Annotated in this window: 16 protein-coding genes; 11 read left to right on the top strand and 5 right to left on the bottom strand. The window is 47.8% G+C overall.

Annotated elements, in window-relative coordinates; translation table 11 throughout:
- The first annotated feature begins 75 nt into the window (after positions 1 to 75).
- Positions 76 to 3,195, top strand: coding sequence for a hybrid sensor histidine kinase/response regulator (locus tag AC3QL0_RS08425; protein ID WP_493008076.1), 3,120 nt, complete (start codon positions 76 to 78; stop codon positions 3,193 to 3,195).
- Positions 3,196 to 3,264: 69 nt separating this feature from the next.
- On the opposite strand, the gene AC3QL0_RS08420 is transcribed toward AC3QL0_RS08425, so the two are convergent.
- Positions 3,265 to 3,744, bottom strand: a complete 480-nt coding sequence (locus AC3QL0_RS08420) for a tetratricopeptide repeat protein (protein WP_493008075.1) — start codon at positions 3,742 to 3,744, stop codon at positions 3,265 to 3,267.
- 460 nt (positions 3,745 to 4,204) lie between these two features.
- On the opposite strand from AC3QL0_RS08420, the gene AC3QL0_RS08415 reads away from it, so the two are divergent.
- Positions 4,205 to 5,542: a purine-cytosine permease family protein gene (locus tag AC3QL0_RS08415; protein WP_493008074.1), complete on the top strand. Its 1,338-nt coding sequence runs from the start codon at positions 4,205 to 4,207 to the stop codon at positions 5,540 to 5,542.
- A 100-nt stretch (positions 5,543 to 5,642) separates the two neighbouring features.
- Positions 5,643 to 7,031 carry an ATP-dependent RNA helicase DbpA gene (dbpA, locus tag AC3QL0_RS08410; RefSeq protein ID WP_135862865.1) on the top strand — a complete coding sequence of 463 codons (1,389 nt, stop codon included), beginning with the start codon at positions 5,643 to 5,645 and terminating at the stop codon, positions 7,029 to 7,031.
- 120 nt (positions 7,032 to 7,151) lie between these two features.
- On the opposite strand, the gene AC3QL0_RS08405 is transcribed toward dbpA, so the two are convergent.
- The gene (locus tag AC3QL0_RS08405) at positions 7,152 to 8,066 is read right to left on the bottom strand and encodes a LysR family transcriptional regulator (RefSeq protein WP_493008073.1); all 915 of its coding nucleotides are present in this window, start codon (positions 8,064 to 8,066) and stop codon (positions 7,152 to 7,154) included.
- 123 nt (positions 8,067 to 8,189) lie between these two features.
- Between AC3QL0_RS08405 and AC3QL0_RS08400 the strand changes: the two genes are divergently transcribed.
- The 4 genes from AC3QL0_RS08400 to AC3QL0_RS08385 all read left to right on the top strand — a co-directional run bounded on the left by AC3QL0_RS08400 (position 8,190) and on the right by AC3QL0_RS08385 (position 11,925).
- Positions 8,190 to 9,557, top strand: coding sequence for a nucleobase:cation symporter-2 family protein (locus AC3QL0_RS08400; RefSeq protein WP_493008072.1), 1,368 nt, complete (start codon positions 8,190 to 8,192; stop codon positions 9,555 to 9,557).
- Positions 9,550 to 10,056 carry a nucleoside deaminase gene (locus tag AC3QL0_RS08395; protein ID WP_493008071.1) on the top strand — a complete coding sequence of 169 codons (507 nt, stop codon included), beginning with the start codon at positions 9,550 to 9,552 and terminating at the stop codon, positions 10,054 to 10,056. The genes AC3QL0_RS08400 and AC3QL0_RS08395 overlap by 8 nt, the downstream gene beginning before the upstream one ends.
- 138 nt (positions 10,057 to 10,194) lie before the next feature.
- Complete coding sequence (locus tag AC3QL0_RS08390) at positions 10,195 to 10,635, top strand: YtoQ family protein (RefSeq protein ID WP_430219873.1); 441 nt, start codon at positions 10,195 to 10,197, stop codon at positions 10,633 to 10,635.
- Between the two features lie 180 nt (positions 10,636 to 10,815).
- Positions 10,816 to 11,925 (top strand): DUF4272 domain-containing protein, encoded by a 1,110-nt coding sequence (locus AC3QL0_RS08385; protein ID WP_493008070.1) that lies wholly within the window; start codon positions 10,816 to 10,818, stop codon positions 11,923 to 11,925.
- Between the two features lies 1 nt (position 11,926).
- On the opposite strand, the gene AC3QL0_RS08380 is transcribed toward AC3QL0_RS08385, so the two are convergent.
- Positions 11,927 to 12,523 (bottom strand): hypothetical protein, encoded by a 597-nt coding sequence (locus AC3QL0_RS08380; RefSeq protein WP_493008069.1) that lies wholly within the window; start codon positions 12,521 to 12,523, stop codon positions 11,927 to 11,929.
- Positions 12,524 to 12,609: 86 nt separating this feature from the next.
- Positions 12,610 to 13,650 (bottom strand): DNA-binding protein, encoded by a 1,041-nt coding sequence (locus AC3QL0_RS08375; RefSeq protein ID WP_493008068.1) that lies wholly within the window; start codon positions 13,648 to 13,650, stop codon positions 12,610 to 12,612.
- A gap of 121 nt (positions 13,651 to 13,771) precedes the next feature.
- Here AC3QL0_RS08375 and AC3QL0_RS08370 point away from each other — a divergent pair, with 121 nt between their 5' ends.
- The 3 genes from AC3QL0_RS08370 (at position 13,772) to AC3QL0_RS08360 (ending at position 17,710) form a co-directional block, all read left to right on the top strand.
- The gene (locus AC3QL0_RS08370) at positions 13,772 to 14,962 is read left to right on the top strand and encodes a tyrosine-type recombinase/integrase (protein WP_493008067.1); all 1,191 of its coding nucleotides are present in this window, start codon (positions 13,772 to 13,774) and stop codon (positions 14,960 to 14,962) included.
- A gap of 485 nt (positions 14,963 to 15,447) precedes the next feature.
- Positions 15,448 to 16,806, top strand: a complete 1,359-nt coding sequence (locus AC3QL0_RS08365) for a c-type cytochrome (RefSeq protein ID WP_493010930.1) — start codon at positions 15,448 to 15,450, stop codon at positions 16,804 to 16,806.
- Positions 16,799 to 17,710, top strand: coding sequence for a c-type cytochrome (locus AC3QL0_RS08360; RefSeq protein ID WP_493010929.1), 912 nt, complete (start codon positions 16,799 to 16,801; stop codon positions 17,708 to 17,710). Before AC3QL0_RS08365 ends, AC3QL0_RS08360 begins: the two co-directional genes overlap by 8 nt.
- A gap of 71 nt (positions 17,711 to 17,781) precedes the next feature.
- On the opposite strand, the gene purT is transcribed toward AC3QL0_RS08360, so the two are convergent.
- On the bottom strand, positions 17,782 to 18,987 hold the full coding sequence (gene purT / locus AC3QL0_RS08355) for a formate-dependent phosphoribosylglycinamide formyltransferase (protein WP_493010928.1): 1,206 nt from the start codon (positions 18,985 to 18,987) through the stop codon (positions 17,782 to 17,784).
- A 222-nt stretch (positions 18,988 to 19,209) separates the two neighbouring features.
- Here purT and nadA point away from each other — a divergent pair, with 222 nt between their 5' ends.
- Positions 19,210 to 20,313, top strand: a complete 1,104-nt coding sequence (nadA, locus tag AC3QL0_RS08350; RefSeq protein WP_493010927.1) for a quinolinate synthase NadA — start codon at positions 19,210 to 19,212, stop codon at positions 20,311 to 20,313.
- Position 20,314 lies beyond the last annotated feature (1 nt).

Genomic DNA, 20,314 nt, shown 5'->3' with positions numbered 1-20,314 from the left:
GCGATGGTATGATACGGCAGGATTAGCACTACACGGTGAACAGTGAAAACCATAGCCAAATCACCTTTTAATCGCATGACGCAACACTCACGTGGGCACACGTGGCTCTTGCTTAGTGTTATTCCTGTCTCGCTCATTTTTCTTGGTGCACTGCTGGTGGCTGGGCAGCACTTTTTCAGCAATGAGCGCTATAGACTAGAGTCTGATTTCACCTTAACGTTGGCTTATATTCATGAGCAGGAAAGTTTTCTAGCTCAGCTAAAGGCCGATGCAGCAAAACTTGAGGCAGGGTCGGAGCCTGAGCCTACGCCAGTAGAAAGTGGCCGTTCTGTCAGTATCTGGCGACCTACGGCTAGCGTCTCTTTTTCCATGATTTGCGATTTGAATTGCCGTGCCCCCAAAGAGGCCTACGGCGCATTAGGCGCAGAACTAGCTGACAGTTTTGCATCGTTCTGGGCTCGTTCCTATTTCCCCTCTGGCTATTTGTTCCTGTTTCATCCCAACATGGAGGATAGCTTAAGCATCCCTGAGTTGGAGTCCACTCGCACAGATACCGTTTTACCTATTGCTTCACACAAAGAGGCACGTCAGCATATTCAGCCTGCTAGACAGCCTAAGCCAGGTATGCAAGTTGTGAAGTGGGTTTCGTTACCCAAGCATCCTTTGCATATGCTGGGCATGATGCAAATTTCCTTGCCTGGTTTTCCTTTACCGGGTGTAGACCCTACCCAGTTTCAGGCGATGAGCCTCTTTGACAAAGGTAGGTTACGTGAGTTTTTTAACCAATCTGAAGCGCCAGTAGGTTATAGATTCTGGTTGCATCATGCAGAGCAAGGTTTACTGATCGGTAAAAATGACTCTCCCGATTTGCAGCAGGACGGCTTTAGTATCAGCTTGCAGGGGCTGGCCTTTCAAACCAGAGATGCCTCCGGCACATGGATAGGACACTATCTGATCAGCCCTAGCCAATTATTGGATAGTTCTTGGGTGCCTTTGGGGACCGTGATTTTTCTATTCTTAAGCCTGCTGGGTGGAGTAGCCTATGCCCGTTGGTATGGGCGCGGTGTGGTAGAGCCTGCGCATCAAGCACAACGAGCATTGTTGGAAAGCCAAGACTTCAACCGCAGCATTATTAATACATCACCAGTAGCGCTGTGTGTAATCAGTAAAGATGAAAGACAGGTGATTTTTGGTAATGCCCAAGCGATGGAGTGGCTGGGGCTAGAGGTGGGAGACACCTTACCCGATCAGGCTCCGCTGTCTTTGGCACTAAATACATTACAGCAACAGTGGCCTAGCAACACCGAAGGTAAGGTGGATTTGGCTGATGGCCGTAGTTTGCACTTGGCTTGTGCACCTAGCCGCTATCAGGAACAAGATGTGTTGCTGTGTGTGTTGATGGATCTGACTGCACAAGAAGAAATTCAACGTGAGTTAGAACGTGCTCGTATTGCAGCTGATGAAGCGAGCACCGCTAAGTCGGCCTTTTTGGCTACCATGAGCCACGAAATCCGCACTCCTTTATATGGTGTGTTGGGTTCGTTAGAGTTATTGTCCATGACTGAGCTGAGTGCTCAGCAACAGCAACAGGTAGACCGAATTCAAGGGGCATCGCGCCAATTGCTGCAAATCATCAGCGATATTCTTGATATCAGCCGCATCGAGGCAGGTCAAACGCATGTACAGTCTGTTCCGTTCGACCCTGTCGCCTTAGTGCAGGATTGTACGGCTACGTATACCGCCATGGCACAGCAGAAAAACTTACTTTTATTCTGCCATGTAGACCCTGAGATACCGCGTAGTATTTTGGGTGATCCCCTGCATATACGCCAGATTCTGAACAACTTAATTAGCAATGCCGTTAAATTCACTCAGGCTGGGCATATCATTGTTCGGCTGCGGCAGGAACAAGCACCCGAGGGGCATGCGAGTTTATTGTTTCAAGTGGCTGATAGCGGTGTAGGTATTCCGCACGAACGTCAAGACAATCTGTTTACGCCCTTTTATGTTGCCCATGCTGGCGAACACACTATTCATGGAGCCGGCTTGGGCTTGTCTATTTGTGCTCGACTGGCCGAGTTGATGGGCAGTAAGATCCAATTAACCAGTGAGCCAGGTTTAGGCAGTAGTTTCTCGTTTACGCTAAATTCTGTAATAGAGCCTGTGGAAGTAGAGCATTCCCCTGCCCCTAATCTGCAGGGGTTACGACTACATGTACGCACGCCACATGTTGAGCTATCTGAGTCTATCTGCACCTGGTTAAACCGTTGGAATGCTCAGGCTCGCGTCATATTGCCAAGCTCACCTTTAACTGGTGGTACAGAAGATGTCTTGTTCGATGTCATGATGCCTAGCAGTAACCCGGCACCTCAGTGGTCTGGTCCTTATATCAGTGTATCCGCACGAGATGGCAGCACTACGTTGCTCGAGGCTGATGGCACCAATCCGGAAAGCACTGCTCGTGCTTTAGAGCGTTGGATGACGCAGCAATGCACGACAACTGAGCCAGTTGAGGAAATTTCAGCACCGAAGAAAACAGTCACAAAGCAGCATAGCCGTCCTGGATTACACGTGATGGTGGCAGAAGATAACCCACTTAATCAGGCCACTCTATGTGAACAGCTAGAAAGTTTGGGGTGTCTGGTTACCCTTGCTCAAGATGGTGCAGAAGCGCTGAGCTTGTGGGATAGCAACAATCATGATCTGCTGCTGACAGACGTGAACATGCCCAATGTTACCGGCGAAGAGTTGGCTCGACGCTTGCGAGCACAGGGAGTGACCGCCCCTATTATAGGTATTACCGCAAACGCTATGCGCGATGAGGCTCAGCGCTGCATAGAAAGCGGTATGAACTCTTGCCTAGTTAAGCCAATGGATTTGGCTACTTTGGATAATCTGCTGAAATCGTTGAGCCGTTCGCCCGTTCCTCAACGTTATAAAGCCATTTTCCGCAGCACCATGAGTAGCGATTTACAGGCGCTAGAAACGGCGTTGCAGGAAGAAAATGCGGAACAGAGTCAGGCTGTCTTGCATCGTATGGCTGGTGCTCTGGTGGTGATGGGGCTGCATGACATAGCCGATAGGATCAGAGAGCTGGAACAAAGCTTCAAAGACAATACAGAACAACCAGAAACGCGGCATCAAACGGCGCTTGAAATTTGTGATGCATTACGCAAATTGATAGAGCAAACGTAGCGACACACGTCATAGCAGCTTATTGTGCTACGTATTGCTCGATCATATATATCTAGCTAAGTCCCCTTTTTATGGCGTCTGCAGTCGTTTGTACTCATCGCAACCTGAGTAATTACCGCCTTCGCATGAGGCTTTATAGAGAGCTTTGGCTTTATCTGTATTTTGTTCAACACCCGTGCCATGCTCGTAATATCTGCCTAGGTTGACTTGAGATACGGCATCGCCTTGTTCCGCACCTTTTGCATACCATACGGCGGCTTCTTGATCGTTTTGTGCGACCCCTGTGCCAGTAGCATACATATACGCCACAGACCCAGGCGCCACGCCTTGTTCGGCTGCTTTTAAATACCAACTAAAGGCTTGCTCTTCATCGCGCGGTAGTTCCTCGCCATACATATATTTTGTGCCCAAGGCCACTTGGGCCATGGCGTGCCCTGCTTCCGCTTCTGCTTTACAGACTGCCAATGGTGCATGGGGACTCGTACACTCATTATTGGCAAGTACGCTCGCTGGTAAAACCAGCAGGAGTAGAAATGAAGTTGCTTTCATATCAATCTCTGATGAATTTTAGATGCGAAACTACGCAAACGTATTTTCTATTCAGCCTTGTCACCGTAGTTTCTCGATTGCTCAATAGTGTGAGTTTACGGCACTAATCAATACCAGAACTAAACCAGTCGTTGTTGCTTTACTTAGCTACTTAGCAAAACGCCCCGCACTATTGTAAATAACGCCTAGATTTACGTCTCTATCCAGCATTTAACTACTTGATTTCCCTAGTATTGCGCATACAGGGAAGCTTTTGTGCGCTCAGCAAAAAGCGCTCGCTTGTAGGTCATTCTTTCTGCTCACTAGAATGGGGGGACTTATCTCAATGCTAGGTGCTAGCAGCAAAAGGCACTGCGTACACAGGAGGACTCACTCAGTCAGCAATCTCGTGAAAAGGCTTACTTTACGCATCCGTAATTCAGTGGCGTAACGTGTTTACAAAAAGACCAAGGAGACAATTATGACGCAACAAACTGGATCGACAACAACCATCGCTGAAATGCTTGTTCCCCCTAGCGCTCGCTTATCAAGAAACAACTTGATGATGGCATGGTGGGGAGTCTGTAGTGCTATGTTTTATTTAGTGGTCGCGGCAAGTCTAGCTTTAAATTTTGGTGCTATAAACGCCATTATCGGTATGGCCATGTCTGTAGTGGTATACGGCTTGATTAATGCTGTCATTGCACGCTATGCCATTAAAACGGGTTTATCAGTAGCTTTGTTTTCACAAATTCTCTTGGGCAGAACGGGATCTGTCATCGCCACCCTAATCTTCTTTGCCACTGCCATGTACTACGCTATTTTTGAAGGCTCAGTCATCGCAGTAGGCATTAATACCGTCTTTCCTAGTGTGAGCTACCCTTTAGCAGCATTAGTTGTTGTGCTGCTGAGTGTGCCATTAATGTTTGGTAATGCAATGCGCTGGTTAGACCGACTCAACGCTATCTTGTTGCCCGTCTACATTATTGGTTTAGTCGCCGTCATAGTCTTAGCTATCAGTTTGTATGGCTATAACGATCAGTGGCTGGCCTTAGGTCCGGCAGAACCTAGCCCCTATGGGTGGTGGCATACCTTTGTGTATTACATGGGTATTTGGGTACTGATGATGTACACCTTTGACTATGCACGTTATGGCAAAGAGGAAGACCGCCGTTTTCATGCACGCGTTACCTTTGGAATGCCTTTTTATGTTGTGGCGTTTTTCCTAAGTGGCCTAGTCGGTATTTTTTTAGTGGCGAGTGTGCCTTTGGATGGCGGGCTAAGCGAAGTCTCGGTCTTGTTGGCGCTGTTAAAAATGATGGGCGTGTTGGGGTTGCTGTTTGTCTGGGCCACACAAACCCGTATTAATACCGCGAACTTCTATTTGGCCGCCACAAATATGCAAGCCTGTATGACCCAACTCATCGGCGTCAGAGGACACTATCTGTTGTGGGCGCTAGTGGTAGCGTGCCTTGTGTATGTTTTGATGTTGGCCGATGTATTTAGCTATTTGCTACAAGCCTTAGCCTATCAAGGTATTTTCGTTGTTGCTTGGGTAGCTATGGCCTTAACGCACATTGCGCTAACGCATAAACAGACATCGGCAACCTACATACAACAGCAACTTGGGAAAGTGACCTTTCTGCGAGTTGGGGCTGTAATGGCGTGGATATTGGCAGCTTTAGCGGGGATCACGATTATGCATTTAGGTGGTGCGTACAGCAGCTTTTCTGCTCCCGTAACGATTGTGATCGCTTCAGTGGTATATGCTACTTTCGCACGTGCCCCTGTCACTGTGCCAACCGTGGCAGCAGAGTGAAGCAATTAGGTGCTAGCTATCCTCATATTTCACAGAGATTGGCCAGCTAAAGGTAAACTGTAGGTATCTTTTTATTTTGCAGTTTTTTTATCTGGCTTTTATGTCCACTACCTCTTTTAATACGCTCCCCCTGTTGCCTGTTTTGCTTGAAACCCTGCAAGGTTTGGGTTTTGAAAACATGACTGCTATTCAGGAGCAAAGTTTGCCTTTGATTCTGGACGGTAAAGACCTGATAGCCCAAGCCAAAACCGGTAGTGGTAAAACCGCTGCGTTTGGCTTAGGGTTGCTGCAAACCTTAGACCCTAGCAAATTAGAGCCCCAAGCCTTGGTGGTCTGCCCTACTCGTGAGTTGGCAGATCAAGTCACGACTGAACTACGCCGTTTGGCCCGCCAAATTCCTAACGTTCGTATGTTGACGTTATGCGGTGGTGTGCCTTCCAGACCGCAAACCGAAGCTCTGCGCAATGGTGCTCACGTTGTTGTGGGTACACCAGGCCGTATTCAAGACCATTTGGACAGAGGCAATTTAGATCTTACTGCCTTAAAAACGTTGGTGCTGGACGAGGCAGATCGTATGGTAGACATGGGTTTTAAAGACGACATGATTGCCATTGCGTCGCATTGCCCTACCCGTCGCCAAACCCTGCTGTTTTCGGCTACTTATCCTGATAATATCCGTAAAATCAGCGCTAGATTCCTAAAGAACCCTGTAGAGATTAAAGTTGAGGCTCTACACAGCTCTAGCCAGATTGAACAGATCTTCTATGAAGTCAGTTTTGACAACCGACTCAGTACGGTTGTGACTCTGCTGAAGCACTTCCGCCCTGCTTCTACCTTGGTATTCTGTAATACCAAAATGCGTTGTCAAGAAGTGGTAGAGGAACTGCGGTCCGAAGGCATTAGCGCTGAAACACTGACGGGTGATTTAGATCAGCGTGATAGAGACGAAATTCTCATTCAGTTTGCGAACAAAAGTTGTGCCGTGTTGGTGGCTACAGATGTAGCATCACGAGGTTTGGACATTCAAAACCTTGAGGCGGTGATCAACGTAGACGTGACCAAAGATGCGGAAGTACACGTACACCGTGTGGGCCGTAGTGGTCGGGGCGATCAAAAAGGTCTAGCGTTGAGCTTGGTATCTGGTAGCGAAATGCGCTGGGTAAAACAGATTGAAGAGTACCAAGGCAGCCCAGTGAAATGGGGTCAGGCAAAAGGGTTGCGGGCTAAGTCTCAAGAGCCTTTGTTGGCACCGATGATGACCCTGCAAATTCAAGGCGGTAAGAAAGACAAACTACGCCCTGGCGACTTATTGGGTGCGCTTACTCGTGACGTAGGTTTGAGTGGTGATCAAGTAGGTAAAATAGCCATTACCGAATACAGCAGCTACGTAGCCTTAGATAGAAAAATCGCTAGAAAGTACTTTGATCGCATTGCCAACAGCAACATCAAAGGCCGCCGCTTCCGTATGCGTTTTTTGGAAGATAGGTAAGTGATTACTCACGCTATGACCACATGACTACTTGCCCCTATTGGGGCAAGTTTCGTTATGGCAGCTCAAAACACCATAAACAAGCTCATGCACTTGCTGAGTAGTTCAGCGTCTTGGGCGCTACAAAATGGTTTTATTTCCATTTCTATCCAACTCGAACACCTTAAATTCCTGTAGGTAATGCTTTAACCACGTAGAAGCTTGGCCTAGTTGCGCTTGTTGCGACCAGAGCAAATCTACACCTACAACCCAGTCAGTATGTGGGTAGGCCTCTAGCGGTAGCTCTACTAATTCCCCAGACTCAATTTCTCGCAAAATTGACTGTCGTGGCAACGTCGTCCAGCCTAAGCCAGCTCTAGTCATTTCTAGTAGTGCTGAATAGCTTTCAGCCTGCCAGCTATTTCCTGCGGTCAAATACTCAGTAGAAGGCAATCTATGCCCATAGGCAGAGAACGCTAATCGGCGATGGGCTCGTAGCTCAGCAAAGCTAATGGATGCATAGTGCGCTAATGGGTGATTTTTATGTACGACGTGGGTCAATATCAACTTACCCATCTGTCTGAACGCTATACCGCGAGCATAGGCGGGTTGCGAAAAAGTGATACCGAGATCTACCTCTCCTTTCTGCACCAGTACGGCCACATCACCGTCCATTGGATGGCGAATCGTCACATCTAAATAAGGAAATTGCGTCGACAGTGCTTGTAGAGGTTGGGCAAGCACTGGATACGGAATTTCTATCGCTAACAAAAGCTCTGATTGCGGAATATCCAATAGCTGATGCGCATGCATTTCCAGGTTGCTGCATCTATCCAAAACCAGTTCTGCTTGACGCAATAACTGCACCCCAGCAGGGGTTAAAACAGGCAGTTTTGCTTGTCTATCAAAAAGCTCTACACCTAGATCTACCTCTAAGTTGGCGACAGCGGCACTCACTGTTGATTGGCTTTTACTGATGGCGCGTGCGGCCGCTGAAAAAGATCCTTGTCTAGCGACGGCACTGAACATTTCTAGCTGCTCTATTGAAAAACGCATGTCTCTCTCATCTATCGGATTTTCCGATGAATATTAATTATGTTCAATTGCAAAGCTGATTGATGATAGCAGCAAGCTCTAAAAAAAGAGTACTACGTGGCATCCACCACAAAGGAGACAAGTATGAAAAACAGCGTTTCAGTTCATCCAGTAGATGAGGTTCTACCCTTACGGCAGTTGGCCAGCTTTGGCTTGCAACACGTGCTCGTTATGTACGCCGGTGCTGTAGCCGTGCCGCTTATTTTAGGCAGCGCCTTAGGGCTGACTACAGAGCAAATGATTACGTTGATCAATGCCAACTTACTGACTTCTGGAGTTGCGACGTTAATTCAAACCTTAGGGTTTTGGCGCTTTGGTGCCCGTTTGCCTTTAATCCAAGGCTGCTCATTTATTGCTATTGCTCCCATGATCATGATTGGCCAGCAATATGGACTAACAACAGTGTTCGGCGCAGTGATCGCGGCGGGTGCATTAACTATAGTGATTGCACCCTTATTCAGTCGCCTATTGAAGTTCTTCCCGCCAGTAGTCATAGGAAGTCTGATTAGTGTTATTGGTATCTCGCTGATGCCTGCTGCAGCGATATGGCTAGGTGGAGGTAATCCAGATGCAGCAGATTTTGGCGCGCCAGAAAACTTGCTGTTGGGCTTAGCCACCATCGCCATTATTTTGTTCATTCATGCGAAGTTCTCAGGCTTTGTAGGCAACCTGTCAGTGCTAATTGGCTTGTTGTTTGGTACTGCTCTCGCCATGGCAATGGGATACACCGATTTCACACGTGTTGGTGAGGCGGCATGGTTTGAACTAAGCCCTCCTTTTGCCTTTGGTATGCCGCAATTCGCACTAGCCCCCACGTTGGTCATGATGATGGCGATGCTAGTAATCATGGCTGAAACTACAGGCAATGTACTGGCTATAGGAAAAATAACGGGTAAACCAGCCAATCAAACCACATTAGGTGATGCCTTCCGAGCTGATGGCTTATCTACCATGCTTGGTGGTGTATTTAACAGCTTCCCGTATAACGCTTTTACTCAGAATACTGGCTTAATCGCCATGTCGAATGTACGTAGTCGGTTTGTCGTGGCAGCGGCCGGCGTCATTATGATTTTGATGGGACTTTTCCCTAAACTCGGTGCCTTAATTGCGACCATCCCGCGTCCAGTGTTAGGTGGTTGCGCCATTGTGATGTTTGGTATGACAACAGTTGCTGGTATTCAAGAGCTGAGCAGAGTGAAGTTCGAAGGTACACGAAACGGTTTGATTGTGGCTGTTTCCATCAGTGTGGGGGTATTGCCTATGTCATTCCCTGCCCTATTTCAACGTGTAGATGGCCCACTAAAACTGTTTGTAGAAAGCGGTATCTTTTTAGCCGCTATAACCGCCATTTTGTTGAATCTATTACTCAATACCAAAGAAACGTTAGCGGCACGAAAAGAAGATTCTGCCTCACCTAATCTTGCTCATCAGAAAGGAGTTAATCATGACTAATACTTACGTTGACAGTACAGAGCTCAGTCCTAGAGATATGAAACTGCTACGTCAAACCATTGTGCTCTCTGAGCAATCAAAGAACAGTGGTAGACACCCTTTTGCGGCGTTAGTGGCAGATGCTAATGGAACAATAGTCTGCATGGCCGGAAATAACTCTATGCCTCCAGAGGGAGATCCAACGCAACACGCAGAGTTACGTGCTGCCGCAGAAGCAGCTAAGTTACTGTCTCCTGAAGAGCTTGCTAAATGCACGTTATATACCAGTGCCGAGCCTTGTTGTATGTGTTCTGGAGCAATTTATTGGTGCGGTATAGGGCGTGTAGTCTATGCATTAGCTGAAGAAAAACTATTGGAGTTAACAGGCGATCATCCCGAAAACCCTACATTTTCCTTGCCATGCAGAGAGGTTTTTGCTCGTGGCCAAAGACCAGTTACTGTCATAGGCCCTTTGATCGAAGAGGAAGCTGCTGTACCTCATCACGGTTTCTGGACCTAAGCAGTATTACTGCCTGGAATATTGCGCATCATGCTGTGTAGGTTCCTTATCTAGCACAGCATGCTATGGTGTAGTCTGCTTGAATGAGTCGGGTGCTCCTCTCGGGGCTAGCCCGACTTTTTATTTATGGAGACTTACATGAGCTTTACCGTCTATTTGTCTGGCGAGATTCACACGGATTGGCGTGAACAGATCGCCAATGGTGCCCGCGCGGCCGGATTGGACATTCATTTCACCGCACCCGTGACAGATCATGATGCCAGTGACGCGGCAGGAGACCATTTAGGCCCTGAAAGCGAGTCATTTTGGCGTGATCACAAATCATCCAAAGTAAATGCCATTCGTACGCGTACCTTGATCGAGAAAGCCGATTTAGTGGTGGTACGTTTTGGTGACAAGTACAAGCAATGGAATGCCGCTTTTGATGCTGGTTTCTGTGCTGCCTTGGGTAAGCCCTATATTACCCTTCACGCCGAAGACATCATTCACCCGCTTAAAGAGGTAGATGCCAATGCTCAAGCTTGGGCGACTACACCTGAGCAGGTAGTGGAAATTCTGCGTTATACGCTGAAAGCCTAAGAAGTCAAAAAGCCGCCAAATGCTGGCGGCTTTTTTGTGATGTATGTGTGATAAGTGAGGCAGTCTGTCGTACAAGACCAGTCATGTTTTGCCTAACAATTGTTTGCGATATATAAGCCTAGAGAGCCGATGGCACCATGCGCGCTGTAGTATAGTTTTGCATCATTATGGGAGAAGCAAGTGGGCTTACTGAAACGCATTCTAGGCAAACGACAATCAACGACGACAGAAACTAGCACTGATACGAGTGATGAGGTAGTACTCGTCAATGCCTATGCAACCGTTACAGATATTCCAGAATTGGACTTCCCACACGAGCTACTGGGCCAGCGCGATCTTTCTGACTCTGATTTGGCAGACCATTTAGATGGCTTTATTGGGTATGTAATGAGCCGTGGCGATGGCCAAATGACTGCCATTCGCTATCATCTATGGCGCCATCTTCAGCGCGTACAAAATCACATTAGTATGCAGGTGAAGCAACAGGATTTATCAGCAATGAGCGCCTGGGCGACGCGTGCTAATGCAGTGCTGTTTATGTCAGATGGTTCAGTGCGAACGCCTGATCTGGCTTTGTTAATGACCGCTGATGGCTTGTTTTTTGAACATGAAGCTTTGCCGTATCTGCCTGATGCCTTGGCACGACGTGAAAAAAGTCTGAAGCAGCTAGCTCAACTAAGCCCTACCCCGCCCGCATCTATGCCTCCCGTATTGGCCGAGGCCGAAGTTCATCTACGATCGGTGTCAGATGTCGTGCACCGCGCGCTTAGCTTGTTTTGTGTGGCATCTGAAGGACTTGTGATTTTAGATAAGGAAGACAGTAGCTTGCCATTTATGGCTGAGCACAATCCTGTGGGGTTGGCGATGCTAAGTCCACAAGAGAAAGCCTTTATTTCTGCTGAAGAGCCCGATGAGCATATGGCAATACAGATGAGCTGGCGGCATGAGGCCCTAAATGTTCTGTTGTGGGCGCTATCTAAACAGCCTGAACCGTTGTCACCTGCTTCAGACGTTGTGGAGTCTCAAGTCATGTTTGATAAAACGATGAGACTGATTGAGCTCAACAATGCTGGCCATGTGTTTGCATTGCGTCCCACGGCTGAAATTTTGGATCAACTTGATCTAACGTGGCGCCAGCACTGGATGACTAGACAGGCTGCACAAAGCGATACAGCAGTTGAAGGACTGATTTCAGGTGTGGTGATGGAAAGGCACCATGCGTTGAATTGGCTGACGAACTTTCAGAACGATATTGGTACAGAGTGGGATGATATTGACACCCCTACATGATTTATTGGTTGTATTCCCAAGCATCTAGCATTCGTTGGGCTTCATCCATGCTACCTAAAGCCGTGGCAAGGTCTGTACGTATAGTGTGATAGCCCGTTTCAACCAGTGCCTCATCGTCAAAGTGATCTTCATCCAATGCACAATAACTAGTGGCGACGGTCGCTAATGCACCTATCGCGGTATTCAAGTCGTTGGCAAAGAAGGTGGGTTCCCATTTGCCCGCGCCATGGAAAGCAAATAAGACATGTCCAGTAGTTGTGTCGTAAATAAATGGATCACCACCTTGCTCGGCAATGACAAGCCAATTGGGATCCCAATCCTTAAGCGTGTGTTCTGGGCTTTCTGACCACGCATACCCAGCCTGCAGTGAAGCAAGCTTGCTCAGAGGAGGAATGCACACGGGATTGCCACCAACGGTTAAGGTGCAACCTACTGGGCCTACTTTCTCGTAGTAGGTCGTACCCAAAGGCCCCACGCGCAGGTAAAAGTCAGCGATGGCTGCGGGTAAGGGGTTTTGCCCCATCCATTCAGATGCCAGTTGTGGACGTAGTTGGCCAAAAGGTTCTAAAAGAGTGCGTAGCGTATCAGTAGTAAACATGAGTTGGTTCTGTAGAAAATCTAGGTAGTACGCGGTACGTACTGCATGGTGGCTATATGGCTAAATTGTAGCGATATCTACATAGCTTAAGGCTTAGTGGTAGGTGTGCGTCGTGCCCTACCCTCTAAAACCTTCATGCCTTTACGCTTAGTCGTTTTCTGCACGCTGCTTGATGCGTGTTGCTCTCTTAGCATGACTATTTCGGCCTTTGCCTGAGCTATTTGTTGATATAGCGCTTTTAGCTCGCTATCAGAACGCTCAAGATTAAGGTTTAACGCTTGTAAGGCACCTTCTAGTTTCCCGTTCTCGTGTTGGCTGCTGTGTAATTGTTGCTCTAGCTGTTTTAACGCGGCCAGTTGTTCGTCTTCTGCGGCTTTGGCTGCCGCACGTACTGCTTCGGTTTCTCGCTGTGCCTTAACAGTACCGAGCCTTTCTCTATCCAAATCCAACATGAGGCGCTTTTCCGTGTCTCTAGAGCGCGTTTCGGATAGCTGTGCAGCCTGATGCAGCTTCTCTAATTCTGTACTGAACTCTTTTCGGGCGTTGTGCAACTGCTGTTGCAAAGCCTGGTTATCGTGCTGTGCCAGCTCTATGGCCTTGGTGAGCGCCAGTCTGGCTTCATTGGTGGCGGCTAGTTCTTCTCTATAGCTAATGATTTCTTGTTCTGCAGCGGCAAGAGTTTGTTGCGTAGCTTGCTCTCTTTGTAAGGCTCTATCGCGTTCTAGCTCAAAAGCAGCCACATCAATTCTGGCGTTATCGACCATGGCTTGTGCCTCAGCCTTGAATGTTTCTAAAGACGCTTGCGCTGCTTCCTGAGCGTGACGCCACAAGGTGGCAATAAGCTCACCGGCGGCAGATGTGAGTGTTTCTGGTAGATCAGGATGCTCGATGCGTGTACGGCTTTTTTCGCGCAACTCTTCCCAGAACGTGACCAATGCTTGTGATGGCGCACTCATGCTGCCCCTACGCACTAGCTGATAAAGCTTGTTAGCGGTGGGCGTAGTGCCATATCGGAAGAATAACAACGCACAGACTTCCCTATAAAGCTCTTGCGTGTTTGAAAAACGCTCTTTAAGCGCCTCAACCTCGGCATTTAGGCTTATTTCGCTGATATTTGCTGTATTCATCATTATTCCTTATTCGATAATTAATAATACAACGTAATACGTTAAGAATCCAATTATTATTGATTAAAATTTGACATTACTCTTATAATGTCAAATTACTAGATGGATATATGGGCAAATCATGTCTGAGAGCAATTCAACGGCGCTAATACGCTTCCCTCCCCTTGAGCATTTCCCGCGATCTGCACAAATAGATGGCAGCAACGGTACAAATAGAGCTATAGGCGGTCGTTCGCAGATCAGCGCAACCACAGACATCGACGCCATCAAGGCATGGTTGGCCCGTTTCGTTAACTCACCTCACACCTTTAGCAATTACCGCAAAGAAGCCGAGCGCTTACTGTTATGGGCCACTATTGCCATGCGCAAGCCTATTTCTTCGCTCACGCACGAAGATCTTGTGCTCTATCAGTATTTCTTAACGGATCCGCAACCTGCAGCACAATGGGTAATGCCTGCTGGCCGTAAAGTGGCTAGATCACATCCTGAGTGGTGCCCTTTTGCGGGGCCGTTATCCCAAGCGAGTCAACGGCAAGCCGTCATCATCTTAAATTCCATGTTTTCTTGGCTGGTCACTGCTGGCTACTTAGCAGGAAATCCATTGTCATTAACCAAACAGCGGTCTCGTAATGTGGCTCCTCGCGTCAGCCGGTACTTAGATGACGATATTTGGCTGGAAGTGAAACGTACTATTACCGATCTGCCTCAAGACACCGATAGGCAGCGTGAACACTATGCGCGTTTGCGCTGGTTGTTTTCACTGTTATACGTGTGTGGGTTACGTATTTCTGAGGTAATAGAGAACCGGATGTCTGGTTTCTTTTGTAGGCGCGGCAATGATGGTGTAGACCGTTGGTGGCTGGAAATTACTGGAAAGGGTAATAAAACACGCATTGTGCCGGCTACCTCTGAGCTCATGGCCGAATTATTGCGTTATAGACGTGAAAAGTCGTTGCCCCCGTACCCTACCGCAACAGAGATTACGCCGCTGCTGCTGCCTATAGGTCATCAACAACGACCTTTAACGCGTGCAGGTGTACACGGTATTGTGAAATCAGTCTTTAACGCTACCGCGGAAAGAATGCGCAGCAATAATCCTGACTTGGAGTGGCAAGCGCAACAGCTAGAACAGGCATCTGCTCACTGGTTGCGACATACAGCAGGGTCACACATGGCCAATAAGCAGGTAGATTTACGTCATGTACGTGACAACTTGGGGCATGAATCGCTGACTACTACCAATATTTATCTGCACTCTGCCGATGATGCGAGACACCAAGAGACAGAGCAGCATCATAAAATTCAGTGGTAAATAGGTTTTGGGGGTGTTTTTTCACCCGAATGAACGAAACCGTAGGGTGCATTTAAGCCCTGTAGCTAAGGTCGCTTCACCGTAGAGTCTAAATACTAGGGAGATTCCTAAGTGCTCTCTTTATGCTAGAAAATCGGCCTTTTGTACGCCTTTTTTGCTTATCTTCGCAATACATTCCCACGAAATATTATAAGCTTTAATTAAATAAATTTTATAATTATCAGCTAGTTATGATTATTTTAAGCGTGTATTTTTCGTTATACGGTTTAGTCTAGCAAAGTGCTATAGCAATAGATTATTTAGTGTATTTGTTGCCCTGAACGTACGATTTTCATGCCGTTATAGCCTTATCTATATAGGTCTTGCGCTAGATCAAACATGAATTCGATAAGGGTTTCTACCCATATAGGCTCTCTATACCATGAGTATTGAGTGTGACATTGAAGTTAATTGACACATTTCTTTATTAATTATGGGTAGTGTTTATGAAAGCCTTGTCTAAAACCCTGATTGTTGCACTGGTTGCGCTGGGGGTCGGTTATGGCGGATCACAGCTTATTCTTTCGCAACGTAGCATAACGTCCTCTTCTGCGAGCAACTTGAACTTGGATGATGAAAAACTCATCAAGCAAGGAGCCTATGTATCCCGTACCGGTGACTGTGTGGCCTGTCATACCGTTCCTGGTGGTAAAGAATATGCCGGTGGTCTGGCAATGCAAACACCGCTGGGGGCGATTTACTCAACAAATATCACGCCCGATGTAGATACTGGTATTGGTAGCTACACCCTAGACGAATTCAAAACAGCAGTACAACATGGCGTGCGCAAAGATGGCGCAGCGCTGTACCCAGCTATGCCTTACCCTTCCTACGCCATCATGAGCGATGACGACATGAATGCGCTGTACGCGTATTTCATGCGTGGTGTACCTGCCGTTAAACAAGAAAATGCAGAGCCTACATTGCCCAAGTTGTTCCAAATGCGTTGGACTATTGCATGGTGGCAATGGATGTTTGCACCTAAAGATCAGAAATTCATCGCGGATGATGCTGTAGATAGCATCAAAAACCGTGGTGCTTACTTGGTGCAAGGCCCTGGTCACTGTGGCGCCTGTCACACCCCTCGCGGCTTGGCTTACCAAGAGTTGGCACTGAGCCTGAATGAAGGCGATGATTTCTTGTCTGGCGCCGTGATTGACGGTTGGCGTGCAAAAAGCTTGCGTGGTGAAGGTCGTGGTTTAGCGAGTTGGACAGAAGATGAGTTGGTAGATTTCTTCGCCACCGGTAGAACCGACAAAGTAGCTGCATTTGGTGCGATGGCTGATGTAGTGGAACACAGTACTCAGTACATGACGCCAGAAGATCAACGTGCGATGGCGCAATACTTGAAGGCATTGCCTCCGGTAAAAGGACGTAATCCAGAGATCCCCCATCAAGTTGATACCACCACCCAAGCACAACTGGATGGCCAATACACTACCCCAGGCGCTTGGTTGTACGCTGAACACTGCGTAACTTGCCACCGTGCTGATGGTAAAGGTGTGCCACGTATATTCCCTGCGTTGGCTGGTAACTCCGCTGTATTTGCTAATAATGCGCAATCTGTCATCCAAGTGACCTTGGAAGGTGGCCGCATGCCAGAAAACGAAGTAGATGCAATGACATTCACCATGCCTGCGTTCCGTCATCTAGGCGATCAGGAAGTGGCTGATGTAGTGAATTTCATTCGTACCAGCTGGACTAACGAAGCACCTACGGTCAGCGCTGAAGACGTGGCTCATATTCGTCAGTTCGTTGCTAAAAAATCGCCTAACATCCTTCCTGAAGGAGCCAGCCATGAGTAAAGCCAAAACCCTTTCCGTAGTAGCCTTGGCGATTGCTGGTATTGCAGGTGTTTCTTGGTATAGCCTTGCAAGCCCTACCCTGACAGGCCCAACAGAAACTAGCTACCCTATTATTGACGTTGAAACCAAGCAGGTGGTTGGCCAGTACCAAATACCGTCCGATCTGCTGATTGCAAACGAACCTAATGCAGAATCCATTTTGTACGGTAAGCGCTTGTTGAATGAAACACGCCGTTTATTACCTGACAATGTGGGCGCAATGATGAACTGTAGTAGTTGCCACATCGCTGAAGGTAAAGCACCTTTGGGCGCACACTACATCAACAGTTTTGTGAGCTATCCTAAAGTCATGCCGCGTTCTGGCAAGATGGTTGATTTGGCTGGCCGTATTAACGGGTGTTTTATGCGCTCGATGAACGGTAAGCCATTACCAGTAGATTCCGCAGAAATGGTAGGTATGCTGGACTACATGAAATGGTTGTCACAAGGTATGGAGCCAGGGCAAAAAGCGCAGGTGCCTATTGCCGGTGCTTTGGATGAAAGCTTAGTACCTAACACTGAGCGTGGCCGTGACTTATACGCAGCACAGTGTGCAACCTGTCATGGTGCGAATGGCGAAGGCCTAAAAGATGAGCGTGGCAATATTGTGTTCCCACCACTATGGGGTGATGAATCTTTCAATATTGGTGCAGGTCTAGCACGTACTTACAAAGCTGCTGCTTTCATCAAATACAACATGCCCATGAGCGTTGAAGATCATGGAGCATGGGGTCAAGGTGGTGTGTTGGATGATCAGGATGCAGTAGATATTGCCGAGTACTTCACCCATATGCCTAGACCTGACTTTGCCGGCAAAGTGAACGATTGGCCTAATGGTAAAAAACCAAAGGATGCTCGTTACTAATATAAGAAATTAATCTCCCTTCAAGCCAGATTTAAGGCTGCCCTCCCCGGCAGCCTTTTTTTTCGTCTGGCTTATTCTGCAGCACTAACGCGTACCGTTTCCGCAATTTTCTTCGCACGTTCACGTGCTGCCTCTACCGTTTCGTCGTACGCCAATGCGACACCCATACGACGCTTAGTGAAGCTTTCTGGTTTGCCAAACAAACGCAGATCAGATTGAGGAATACTCAAGGCCTCGGCTACCCCATCAAACGTTACGTTTTTACTGTCTACACCACCATAAATCACAGCGCTAGCACCTGGAGCCAGTAAGGCTGTAGACACAGGAAGACCCAGAATCGCACGCGCATGCAGTTCAAATTCGTTTTGACGCTGTGTCACCATGGTGACCATGCCAGTATCGTGTGGACGTGGGCTCACTTCGCTAAACCACACTTGATCACCTTTTACGAACAACTCAACGCCAAAAATGCCTTGGCCACCCAAATCTTGCGTAATAGACGCCGCAATATGTTGTGCAGATTCCAGAGCTACCTTGCTCATAGGGTGTGGTTGCCAGCTTTCTACATAGTCACCATCCACCTGTTTGTGGCCAATTGGTGCGCAGAAACTGGTTTGCACAGCGCCTTTAGCATCTAGGCTACGTACCGTCAACAGAGTGATTTCATAATCGAAATCAATAAAGCCTTCTACGATCACGCGCTGTTGGCTAACACGACCGCCTTCCATGGCGTAATTCCACGCTTTTTCAATGTCTTCAGGACCACTGATCTTGCTTTGTCCTTTACCTGAGCTACTCATTAGCGGCTTGATCACGCAAGGGTAGCCAATGTGGTCTTGAATAGCTGCTTTCAGCTCATCCAAGGTGTTGCAGAATTTGTAGGGGCTGGTTGGCAAGCCTAGTGTTTCAGCGGCTAAGCGACGGATACCCTCGCGGTCCATCGTGAGCTGTGTGGCTCGCGCCATAGGCACGACACGCGCTTTACCTGCAGCTTCTACAGCGGCTAGTGCATCGGTAGCGATAGCTTCGATCTCAGGCACAATAATGTGCGGTTTAACCTGCTCAATCAGCGCCGTTAGCGCGTTGGCATCACGCATATCCGTGACAAAAGCATGGTGCGCTACTTGGTGACCAGGAGCATTCTCATAGCGATCAACCGCAATGGTTTCTACGCCTAAACGTTGCAAGGCAATAATGACTTCCTTACCCAACTCTCCTGCGCCCAAAAGCATGACGCGAGTTGCAGCAGGACTTAGCGGTGTACCTAATGGCTTCATGAGTGACTCCGGTATAACAGGCTCAAATACGATAAATTCACAAAGAAACATTGTAAACGCAACCTTGTTAGCTGTAGGCAATATTCGGTTTAGGAGCTATTTTCGTCGCATAACTGCCTGTAAAAGCAGTTAATGCGACGATGTTGAGACTATGGCTTGTTTTTTCCAGTTCTATGTTCTACATTAATTAAGCTCAATTTGAGCATATAAGGAGAACATCAGGTGGAGAGCCTAAAAGAAATCTATTTTGACCTGCCCGACGCCACGTCTGGTGTAGTGCGCTTAGCCACGGCTTGGGCAAATGTGCCAGAGCCTATTGCAGACACCGACGTAGAAGCCTATAAAAACCAAATACGTGAGCAGTTAAAAGCACAAGATGCTACGTTAGTGGCCCATTACTATGTAGATCCTGTTATTCAAGATCTGGCAGAAGAAACAGGTGGCTGCGTGGCTGATTCCTTAGAAATGGCGAGGTTTGGCCGTGATTGCGACAGCTCTACCCTTCTGGTGGCTGGTGTGCGATTTATGGGTGAAAGCGCCAAAATTCTAAGCCCGCAAAAACGCGTATTAATGGCTGATATGCAGGCGACTTGCTCACTAGACTTAGGTTGTGAGATATCTGCTTTCGAGGCCTTTTGTGATCAACACCCAGACCGAGAAGTGGTGGTCTATGCCAATACCAGCGCAGCCGTCAAAGCTCGTGCAGATTGGGTGGTCACCTCAGCAGTAGGTCAAGAAATAGTCCTACACTTGCACCAGCAAGGCAAAAAGATACTGTGGGCTCCAGATAGGCACTTGGGCTCCTACATACAGCACACAACCGGCTCTGATATGGTGCTATGGCAAGGTTCGTGTTTGGTACATGATGAATTCCAAGCCGATGAGCTTTGGATGATGAAGAAACGCTATTCAGAAGCCTGTGTATTGGCACACCCAGAAGCACCCGCCAATGTACTGGAGCATGCTGATTTTATTGGCTCCACATCGCAGATCTTGGCAGCAGCAGCTAGGTTTCCCAACACCGTATTTATTGTGGCCACTGATCAGCGACTACAACATAAGCTCAAGCAACTCTTACCACATAAGAAGTTCATGCCCGCACCTACAGGCGGTGTAGGGGCAACCTGTAAAAGTTGCGCGTTTTGCCCGTGGATGAGCCTTAATAATTTGCCCTCATTACTAGGAAGCCTAACGGGCAATCAAAACGAGATTCAGGTAGAGGAATCTATACGGCTAGCGGCAGAAAGAAGCTTAAAACGCATGTTGGACTTCTCTGCAGATACAGCCTTACGCAAGCAACTACAGCAGGTGTTACAAGCGGCTTGAT

The organism is Paenalcaligenes sp. GW821-LYS-B07-1 (genome assembly GCF_058803365.1).
This window is presented reverse-complemented; position numbering and strand designations above follow the sequence as displayed.